General features: G+C 56.3%; 6 protein-coding genes and 4 pseudogenes. 4 read left to right on the top strand and 6 right to left on the bottom strand.

All coding sequences use genetic code 11. The features are described from left to right. Window positions 1-6: 6 nt before the first annotated feature. Window positions 7-312, top strand: a complete 306-nt coding sequence (locus BSG20_RS38185; RefSeq protein WP_093041846.1) for a hypothetical protein — start codon at window positions 7-9, stop codon at window positions 310-312. A 329-nt stretch (window positions 313-641) separates the two neighbouring features. Here BSG20_RS38185 and noeB read toward each other — a convergent pair whose 3' ends face one another. The 4 genes from noeB to nodL all read right to left on the bottom strand — a co-directional run bounded on the left by noeB (window position 642) and on the right by nodL (window position 4,704). Beyond that, window positions 642-2,303: a nodulation protein NoeB gene (noeB, locus tag BSG20_RS33935; RefSeq protein WP_072382153.1), complete on the bottom strand. Its 1,662-nt coding sequence runs from the start codon at window positions 2,301-2,303 to the stop codon at window positions 642-644. Between the two features lie 12 nt (window positions 2,304-2,315). Beyond that, entirely contained in the window at window positions 2,316-3,731 is a 1,416-nt protein-coding gene (noeA, locus tag BSG20_RS33930) for a nodulation protein NoeA (protein WP_072382155.1), read from the bottom strand. Continuing rightward, window positions 3,718-3,933, bottom strand: a complete 216-nt coding sequence (locus tag BSG20_RS38745) for a hypothetical protein (protein WP_072382157.1) — start codon at window positions 3,931-3,933, stop codon at window positions 3,718-3,720. Before BSG20_RS38745 ends, noeA begins: the two co-directional genes overlap by 14 nt. Before the next feature lie 219 nt (window positions 3,934-4,152). Then, the gene (gene nodL / locus BSG20_RS33920) at window positions 4,153-4,704 is read right to left on the bottom strand and encodes a nodulation O-acetyltransferase NodL (RefSeq protein WP_072382158.1); all 552 of its coding nucleotides are present in this window, start codon (window positions 4,702-4,704) and stop codon (window positions 4,153-4,155) included. Between the two features lie 440 nt (window positions 4,705-5,144). Between nodL and BSG20_RS33915 the strand changes: the two are divergent. Both BSG20_RS33915 and istB read left to right on the top strand, forming a co-directional pair. After that, window positions 5,145-6,055, top strand: a pseudogene (locus BSG20_RS33915) (IS21 family transposase). Window positions 6,056-6,090: 35 nt separating this feature from the next. Next, a pseudogene (gene istB, locus BSG20_RS33910) lies at window positions 6,091-6,923 on the top strand (IS21-like element helper ATPase IstB). Between the two features lie 248 nt (window positions 6,924-7,171). Here istB and BSG20_RS33900 read toward each other — a convergent pair. Then, on the bottom strand, window positions 7,172-7,864 hold the full coding sequence (locus tag BSG20_RS33900; protein ID WP_072382160.1) for a flavin reductase family protein: 693 nt from the start codon (window positions 7,862-7,864) through the stop codon (window positions 7,172-7,174). A gap of 1,292 nt (window positions 7,865-9,156) precedes the next feature. After that, a pseudogene (locus tag BSG20_RS33890) lies at window positions 9,157-9,478 on the bottom strand (transposase); the annotation flags it as partial. A 65-nt stretch (window positions 9,479-9,543) separates the two neighbouring features. Here BSG20_RS33890 and BSG20_RS33885 point away from each other — a divergent pair. Further along, a pseudogene (locus tag BSG20_RS33885) lies at window positions 9,544-10,332 on the top strand (ISNCY family transposase); the annotation flags it as partial.

The raw sequence follows: 10,332 nt of genomic DNA, 5'->3' as shown, positions 1-10,332 counted from the left end.
TGCGTAATGGCACGCTCAAGGATCATCTATACCCTCAAAGAGGTCGCTGAGATGATCGGCGAGAACCTCGAGTTGATCGAAGAGGTGACCGCCAACTCGGACAATATCAGCGAGGGCGAATTGCTTTACGTCCGCGACGGCAGCGAATACGGCACAAAGGGGTTGACCGCGAACGGCGTGGACGAGCTCCAAAATCTCCTTGCCGACATACGCACATGGGATGGTGGAATCCGCCGGTTTCTCGTCGATGAACAATGCGATCCGGATGTGGTAGAACGCGTTATGGCAGACGAGATGAAACGCGGCCTATAATATCGGCCTCTCGACCAAGCGAAAATGCCTTCGCCGGACGCTCACGAGGAATGCTAGTTACATCCACTCGAACTGCTGGAACACCCGCCTGCACCCGCCTCCTCAGGAAGTTGCCTTTCGAGCCCTTTGCGCTCCAGCTACAACGGCTGTACATCGCCCCGGTCCAGATTCAGAAGTCACAAGCCGAAGTAGTTCACGTTCCAATCCGACGCCCACCACCATGAAGACCGCGGCCACCCTTGGGGAGACATGTGGAAGATTAGATTGTCGAAAAGAATGGGCCCGCGAAGATGCGGGCCTTTTATGAGTATCCAATAAGGGCGAGGATTTTAATGAGATGCGTCAAAGCCATGCATCGGCATTATCGCAACGTGGTCTGGATCGGTTATGGGTGCGTAGACTGCTGGTTCGTCAGATTCGCCCTGCATTGACGCTACGACGGTCGGAGCGACTTCTGGCACGTTGCCGCGGAACAGAGAAGCGTTCAACCACTGAACCGAGTGTAGCGAGTAGTCTGTACCCATTTCTACGCCTGGCTTTCTAATGGCGTAAAGGGCGGAATAATTGTCGACGTAATCCCTCGGAGACATTGTCTCTACGTTTCTACCCGCGGAAATACGCGAGCCGTGGTCGCCATGAACGACGATGGTGGCATCCTGAAACCTTTTATCGCTGACAACCGCATTAAAGAACTTATCCAGTTGCTTGGCCAGACAGAGCGTTTGAGCGAAGTAGAATCCATATTCTTCCGCGCGCGCCTCATCTAGCTTTTGACCTACCAACCCGCGTACTTCCGTAAGATAGGATCTCGAAACCCAACGGTTCGTTGGTTTGCAATCTTTGTCGTAGACGGCAGGACTGTGCGGAAATAGAAAGTGCCCAAAAAAGGCGTTCCCACGACCTTTATCTAGAATTGTGTTCTGAAACTGTTCAAGCCAGTAAGGAAAGGCTAGTTGGTCGTAAGATCGCGGATGCCATTCCTGCAATTCCGTCTCGAATGTCCCCAGCATGTTGGAGGCCGCGACTCCAACTGCTGCCATTGCAAAGCTTCTCCTGTTTCCATCCACCAGCGCCTTAACATCCGCCAGTGCCGCAGTAGCGGGAGGAACGTCCCGGTATGGTCCGCCCTCGATTCGCTGCCGTTCAAGAAACCTAGTTCCGTCAAATGATGCGAAGGTATGGCAATCGACTTTGATTTCGGTTTGGCAGTAATCTAGATGAGCAGACTGGAAGACGGTGACTGCTAACCCTTGTTGATGCCACAGATCGAACAACGACAATTCCTTGAAAGTTGTTACCTTGCCCGGGTAGGCATAATTCGATCTATCGCCGGGGAAATTATACGAATAGTCCATGTTCAAGGCGGCTGGGACCGAAACTTGAGTAAGAACGTGCCGACTGAAGGCCTTTGAATGGAGCCGAAACCCATACTTCTGAAAAACCTGCAACAATGCGGCTTTGGCTTCTGCTCCATGTGGTAATCTTGTGTCGATCCCAGAAATGCCGATCATTTCATCAGTCACGATATAAATCACGGCCGGGGCAGATTCTTCGGCGCTCGCCTCAGTAATCAAGCCGCGATCAAGAATTGTAGAGCCCAGTAGGGCTACCGCAAATGCGGCCATCATGCGGGGCACAGCGGCCATGAGCTTGAAGAGGGTAAGAGTAAGAACAACCAGTCCAGCGAGCGCCAATGCGGCGGCGCCCCACGTTCCGATGTGCTCTCCTAGTTTCCAGAAGAGACCGTATGAAAGATCGCCAAAAAGGAAAAGCGTAATGGCGAGTGTGCCTGCTGTTATGACGTTGCCAACAGCTCCCCATTTATAACAAAGCGATGCAATCATACCCAAGGTAAGCCCAAAAATAGCAATGCAAGCGATGACGGCGTAACCTGCATCGCTTCTGGGATCAATATACACGCCCTGAAAAGCATCAATGATCGGAGTAACCAGAATTACCAGCGGTGATAGTAGTAACGCGATGCGTTTCATTTCTGCTTTCTCCTATCTTTCGAACGTGTACAATATTCGTTTGCTGCCAGGTATGAGGTGCTTATTTAGCACCCGAGCTTTCTGGCCCAACGCGCTCTCAAAAGACTCTTCGTCGTAATCACGGAAGATGTCCTCTCGACCCGCCAACATGCGTCCCACAGTTTCGTCGTCCTTGGGGACGAATTCGATAATTCCCTTTGGCGCAACTTGGGTCACCCACGCGACAACCTCGGCAAGGGGAACGTTGTGAGCAATTGCCAAATGATGTTCGAAGGCTAGCGCCAGAACAGCATCTGCCGAAAACCGTGAACTGAATCCTTGACGCTCCCGCTCGCCCCACCCTTGGCTCGGCGATGGATTACGCGCATCAAGATAAAGTGGAAGAAAGTTCCTTGATGTATGGACTGATCGGTCGAACGCAGCATCGAGCGCGTGCGGATCGAAATCAAATCCGATCGCCTTTTCTGCACCATTCTCCAAAGCTACGTAGCTAAAGTCACCCGTATTACAGCCAAGATCGATTATTGTTCGCGGCTTATGTTGAGCGACAAACTCTGCGACGTACTGCCCCTTATCACTTCTCTGGGTAGCTGTGTACGTGTTGTTCGCCGCGTATCCTTGCCAAACCGTTTGCTTTCCAACATCAACTTTCAGTCCACCAATCCAGCTGTAAAGTTGGGCGAGCATGGCACGGAAGGCACCCTTAGGAAGCCGTCTCGCGCTCGAGCTTCCAAGATCCGCCTTGGTCTGTGATGTCTTAGAGGACTGCAGCTTTGCAGGCAAAATAATATGTGTAAACAACTTATGGGACAGCCAATGTCGGGCACTCAGCAGCTTTACGAAGTCCGCACTCGGCACCCCTTCGAGATTGCCGCGATACCAGCTGTGGTGCGTGATGTCGAAAATGGAACGCAATAACAGAGGAATCAGAAACTGCTCACAAAATTGCTTATGGCCATACCAAAGCTGCCCATCGCGGTACGGCTTTATCGACAGATGGTCGATGAAAGTTGGCCGTGACCCTTCAAACTGAACGTTATAAGCGGTCGCATCCGATAAGCAAAAACCCTGATCAAGTAGATCAAGCTGCAGTTGAAGATGAAAAAGAGCTGCCGCCTTCAATCCGGCAAACGACCACTCGTATGGGTAGGTGATTTGCTCCAGGCGGGGATGCTGCAGAACTCGAGCAATACTTCCTTGAAAAAGCTGGTGAACGCTCGGTTCCGCGTCTGAAAAGTCAACCAGTCGCCGTTCATCGACGAGCTGACGCATCGCCTTCTCTGCACTTGCAAACTCGATGGCTGCGGCAGCATCCATCGTTCGCAAGATGCAATCTTGGAAATTGAAGACTTGACCAGAGGGATCTCTAAAGGAGCCGGGGACCCGCCCCGGCTTCGGTGCGTCCGCCACCAACTTACTTACCGCCATTCTTGCCGTTGTTCCGCCGGCCTAAAAAAGATCTGACGGCCCATCTGATCCTATTCCAATAACCGGAGACAGTTGCTCCGCCGATCGCTAACGCGCCGATCAAGCCTTGAACGAGCATGCTGCCCGTGCCCGGGTCGAGATAAGCATGAGCTGGTACAATAGAAAGGATGAGAAATCCCATAGCACCTATAAATATCGGCATCGATGTCCCCTTCGTGGACTGGTTGCTATTCAAATTCAACGATCGTCAGCTACTGTGCCTGTGCCTATCATTCCGCTGTTCTTGGGTCTGTTAAGCCTCGAATGCAGGCGTGGAAGTGGCGTCTCAGCACAGGGTACTTTTGGCTAATAGCGGAGAGGCAGGCAGCGCGTCATAGAGAAGCTCGAGCGCCCGCAACACGCGTCATCAAGGCACCGAGGGTCAGCCTCTGACCCGAGCTGGACTTCCCATGACCTTTGCGCCCGCAGGAACATCGCGCGTTACTACGCTGCCCGCGCCAACGACTGCATGATCGCCAATCGTCACGCCTGGGAGAATGATTGCGCCACCGCCGATCCAGACGTGCCTGCCAATGCAGACAGGTCGTCCGAGCTGCAGCCCCGCCTGCCGCTGCTCGGGGTCATCTGGATGATCGGCGGTATAGATCTGCACAGCGGGCCCAATTGCGGTTCCTTCCCCAATCGTCACCTTTGCCACGTCGAGGATTACGCAGTTGAAATTGAGGTAAGCGTGGGCTCCGATACGGATGTTGTAGCCGTAGTCGCAGAGAAAGGGCGGACGGATGACCGCTCCAGGCCCAACCTCGCCTAGCCGTTCGCGGAGGTACAAATGCCAACGTTCGGCGGATTCGCCCAAACCACTATTGTACCGCTTCAGCCAAGCCCCAGCAGCCAGCAAGTCGGCTTGGATTTCCGGGTCCGCTGCATTGTACATCTCGCCCGCGAGCATCTTCTCTTTTTGAGTGCGTGTCATCGTTTCTTCTCAGACCGTCCTTGATAGCGTTAGTAGGTTGTTTCCCCGAAGGTACTGTAGGCCTAATTCCGGCTCGTTTAACGGCGAACGCCAACCGCACCCACTCAAATTCTTCCGCCGTATCTCCTATCGACCATACGCGATGATTGGTAAAATCGATTGTTTGGATCAACTGCATCCGCGCGGTGGATGACAACAATATTGGGCGCACGCGATGGATCAGTCTTGTGCGGAGTTCATGGGAGGGACAAAGATGCCGCGCGGCGATCAACGTGGAATTCCGGCGTCAATCAAGATGGGACTGTGCGGCTGGGGGCGTGACGGAGTGAGGGCGTAGCCCGAACGTAGTTACGCCCCCAGCCGCGGCGCCAATTTTAGGCATGCCTTGCGTCTGTGATTGCGGTCAATCTGGCGATTTTCCCCAACAGGAGAATCACTTTGTGCCAGGTCGCCATGTAACCGATCATCAGATGAGGCTTTTTATGAAGTTACGTCAAACTAATTCCGTCACGGTTGCCGCCGCCAAGGCTTCAATCGGGCGAACGACGGCTTTCCGCCTGGCGAAGAACCCGCGTCTTCCCTCGCAGAAGACAAAGGCGCGGGGCCGACGGCGTCCCGATCCACTTGCCAAGATCTTTGACGCCGAGATTGTCCCACTGCTTCGGGCAGCACCCGGAATCCGAGCGGTGCATGGTGAAGAACAGGAGGTGATCCTCCGCCAGATCCACGAACCAGGTCTGCTGGGCCTGTCAGACTTTACCGACATGACCGCCCTGGGCATTACCATCGCGGGGCAACCGCTCGATCATCTGCTGTAGCACTTCCGCCTTGCCTATTCCGGCTTCGAACATGCCCACGTCATCCTCGGCGGCGAAAGCTTCGTCGCTCTTGCCGAAGGCTTGCAGAATGCTCTGTGGTCTCTTGGTGGTGCGCCTCGTGACCATCGTAGTGACAGCCTGTCGGCCGCATGCTTCCAAGAGGACGAGCTCATCCCGACGGGCGCTGCAACCAGGTCGTTAATTATCGGCATGTCATCCATTCCCTGCGCCAGAAGCCAATGGCGCTGATGCGGCTCGTTTACCGCGACCAGCTCTTCCCCAGGCAGGAATATCGACGCACTTTCGAGGTTCTGCTGGAGCGGCTGACGGACAAACAAGCCTGCAAAACGATGGTCGAGCTTCTGGCACTGGCCCACGAGCGGACCTGCGAACGCGAACTGGCCGAACGGTTGGCCGACGCGCTCGGCGCTGGAAAGCTTCCCGATATGGCGGCGTTGCGCTCGCGCTTCGCGCCCGATCCCGCCTCCTTGCCGGTCGTTTCCGTGCACCTGACATCGCTCAGCGGATATTAAGCCCTTATCGGGGCAGCCCATGCAGGAGAATGCGCATGACGAACCCTAATAATGTCGATGCAGGCCGTCTTGGTATTCTGCTGAACGAACTTCGCCTGCCTGCGATCAAGTTGCTTTGGGCTGACTTCGCCGAGCAGGCGGACAGGGAGGGTTGGCCCGCCGCCCGTTTCCTGTCGGCCATCGCCGAACATGAACTCGCCGAGCGCGACAGACGCAGGATCGAGCGTCACCTGTCCGAGGCCCGGTTACCACCGGGCAAGACGCTCGACAGCTTCGACTTCGACGCCGTGCCCATGATCTCGAAAGCGCAGATCATGGCAATGACCGCCGGTTGGCAAAAGGCGCCAACGTCTTGATGTTCGGCCCGCCGGGCGGTGGAAAGAGCCATCTTGCGGCAGCCATTGGCCTTGCCCTTGTCGAGAACGGCTGGCGGGTGCTCTTCACAAGGACGACCGACCTTGTTCAGAAACTCCAGGTCGCACGGCGCGAGCTGCAACTGGAATCGGCTATCAACAAGCTCGACAAGTTCGATCTAGTCGTCCTCGATGACATCGCCTATGTCGCCAAGGATCAGGCCGAGACCAGCGTCCTGTTCGAGCTCATCTCGGCGCGCTATGAGCGACGGTCCATTCTGCTGACGGCAAACCAGCCATTTGGCGAATGGAATAAAGTCTTTCCAGATCCCGCTATGACGCTGGCCGCGGTCGACCGCCTCGTTCATCACTCGACGATCTTCGAAATGAATGTCGAAAGCTATCGCCGGCGGTCGGCAATGGAGGCAAAACGACAGCGGGGAAGACCGCCCGTTTACGCGACAATCAATGACGCACAGCAGATTGACGCTCCGCGACAATTAGAAACCCAATGACCACTTGCCAGCGTCAATCACGATGCTAAATTGGCACCCGTCCGCGACACAATAGTCCCATCCAGATTGTCGCGCAGGTTCCTCCCAGATCGCCGCTCTATACAAAGACGAGAGCGACCCGGCCTGTGGCCCCGGATGGGCTGCTCTCGGCTCCGCCGGACGCCTTATCGGGCACTTCTACGTCCACAACGGAGACGATTCAGGCTTCGGCTGCGAACGCGAATGACTTCTTCACCGGCCTGCTGTCCTTATAGATCCAGCAAAGAAAACCAATCGTGGACACTCAGTCCCAATTGTTCGAGGTGGGACGCCAGCGTATTTGCTGGGTCACCGCCTGCTGCGCTGCAACTCGGAAAGGGCAAGTTTTCATCGCCCAATGGAAAAAGCGAGCCGTGGCGCTCCAACACGGCGGCGGCGCAGATCTCTCCGCCCGCTGCAGAGGAAACGGCTTTTGCCGGGACTCTCGGAGTGAAGTAGCCGCCGCGGGCATAGCCCAGACCATTCAAGCCGCTGCTTTCGAAAGCCGTCACGCGACCGACCATCATGACGTGGTCGCCCGCCTCGATGACATCATGCATCGAACATTCAAACCACGCCGCCACCTGCGCGAATATCGGACAGCCGTTCGGACCCCTCGCCCAGTCGACAGCAGCGAAGCGATCTTCCGCGGGGCGGGCAAAATTAATAGACACATTCTTCTGCGCTTCTGAGAGTATGTTGATCGCGAAGTGCTCGGCTTTGGTCATTGTTGGGTAGTCGCGCGAAGTCTTGGCAAGGCAAACGAGCAGCAGGGGCGGATCCAAGGATACAGACGCAAAGGAGTTGGCAGTAGAACCAACTGGCCTGTCCGCCGGATCGTTGGCTGTTATGACCGTCACCGCGGTCGGAAAGGCTCCAAAAGCCTCGCGCAAGGCTCTCGCGTTGAAAACATCCGCTTTCATGCTACTCCCTCCTTCGCGCCAGCCATTCTGCCATCGTCGCGTTGACGGCTTCTGCGGTTAGTTTCACGATGTCCTGGCCGCCGCGGGGTCGCCGCCATATGGCCCTTCCGCTCTCTGGCGACTTGAGGTGTCCTGCGGATTCGAGCCGCCATCGGAAGCCTTTCTTGAGATATTATGCCTTATGGTATGCCATAATACGCTGCTGTCAAGCGGCTCGTCGTGCGGGCTCACCATTACCCACCAAGTGCCTGGGTATGCTCGGCAAATTTTTATAGGGGCGGTACAGATCGGGGCCCAGCGGTAGCCGCGCGTGTCAATTTCGGAGCGCTTAGGAAAGGCTCCCGGACCTACGTGCCTGCCTCGTGCTTCTTTATTTCGAGGACATGTTCGTCAGTGAAATCGTTGAGCTTCTTTCTCTGGCGGTCTCTCAATGGGTCAATTTCCGTCGCAAAATTAGAGAATGAGGCTGAATTCGCTCCCCCTGCCCCCAAAGAATCCTGTTGGCCTTCGGTGAAGCGGCTGCGACCCGGACCTACTCCGCGCGCCTTGTCCTGCACCTGAGGCAGGGGATGACGTCCTCCTTTTCGCCGCGCGGGATCGCACTCCTGTCGTGAAACAAGGATGTTTATATCGTCCGAAAGGGTGATCAGGCCAGGTTGGAACCCAGGAGGGTTCCGGAAAGTGCGATGCCTTTGCTCAAGATATCAGGCTGTTAGAATCACGAACCTGTTCGGCAGCCGCTTTTGACGCCGCGCTTGTATCGGCATTTGCCTCAACCGTGGCTATTGAACGTGTTACTCTCATCAGCCATGGTCTCTTCAGCTCCGAATAAGCTCAGTGAAATTCAGAGTGAACGCAAGCGTCAAAAACCGACTTCCCAAATGGTTGATTTCTGGTTCGGCAGCATTAGCTCATTATAGCAGCGATGGAAACTAGCTCGAAATGTCGCTGCTCACGCGTTGATGTCCGAGCAACCCGCCATGTCGGTGGCGCCCTTCGTCAGGCGGCCTCCTCCTTACGGAGTGCCGGCGTGTAGGCGGCTTGCGGCGGGCTTCTGGCCCTGCAGATCACGCGGACCGACGATCACGCCTATCGGCGGATGCATTTTGATCCTCAAAAGTACTGCAGGAATTCGAATAGTGTCGACGACACGCCAGTTGATGCCGTTTGGGAGCCTAGCAGGCGTTCGCGGACGAAGCCTGATCGTCTCCGTTGTGGACGTAGAAGTGCCCGACAAGGCGTCCGCAGAGCCGAGAGCAGCCCATCCGCGACCACAGGCCGGGTCGCTCTCGTCTTGGAATGATCCCAGGCGGGATCGTCAACGCCGATGTCGACGAACCAGCGGAATAGAAGGTCGTATTCCAATCGCTCCATCAAAAGCCGCTCGGAACGGATCGAATAGAACGCTTGCAAAAGCATGACACGAAGAAGCCTTTCAGGCGCAATCGACGGCCGTCCGATCGGTGAATAAAGCGCAGCGAACTCCCCTTCCAGTGAAACGAGGGCATCGTTCACGATCTGCCGAATTGCCCGTAGCGGATGATCGTTACGAACGCGATCCTCCAGATCGACATAGCTGAAGAGTTCGCCTGTCCTCACATCGCCGCCGCGCATCCATCAGCTCCAAATCGCCATAAAGCGAGTGAATCACGACCAGAGCCTATGCGCCAGGGCCTTTTTCAACAGCCTGGGAGAAGCTGGAAAGTGGCAAGGTCGTGCGTGTGGACAGCACCGTCACCGCCGCACTGATCCATGAGCCGAGCGACAGCAGCCTGTTATGGGACGCCGTGCGGGTGATGGTGCGGCTGTTGCAGCAGGCCGATGCACTGAGTAGCGCCATCCCATGGCACGACCACCGCCGCGCAGCAAAGAAGCGGGCTCGGGCGATCGAATATTCCCGCGGCCGCCCGAAACGGATCAAGCACTACCGCACACTGCTCAAGATCACGCGGGCAACCTTGAGTTACTGCAGCAGGCGAGTGAACAGTTACCCCTGGCGGCAGGCCCCGCGGTTGAACTCTGGCAGGCGCAAGTCTGCCACCATAAGCCGCTGATCGAACGGATCATCGCCCAGACCGAACGGCGGGTCCTGGCCGGCGAGGCGGTGCCGGCTGGCGACAAGCTGGTCAGTTTGTTCGAGCCGCATGCCGACATCATCGTCAAAGGCAGCCGCGACGTCGAGTATGGCCATAAGATCAATTTGACCACCGGCACAAGCGGGCTGATCCTCGACCTCGTCGTCGAAGCCGGCAACCCGGCCGACAGCGAGCGCTTGCTGCGATGCTGGAGCGTCACATTGGCATCTGGGGCGAGCCGCCACGGCAGGCCGCCGCCGACGGCGGCTATGCCAGCCGCGAAAATCTGAGCGGAGCCTGGGGCGTGCGAGACATGGCCTTCCACAAGAAGTGCGGCCTCAAGATCGAAGACATGGTCAAAAGCCGCTGGGTCTATCGCAAGCTACGCAACTT

Origin of the sequence: Rhizobium tibeticum, from assembly GCF_900110205.1 — a bacterium.
GTDB classification, from domain to species: Bacteria; Pseudomonadota; Alphaproteobacteria; order Rhizobiales; family Rhizobiaceae; genus Rhizobium; species Rhizobium tibeticum.
Note: the sequence above shows the minus strand (reverse complement) of the source record. Positions and strands in the feature narration are given on the sequence as shown.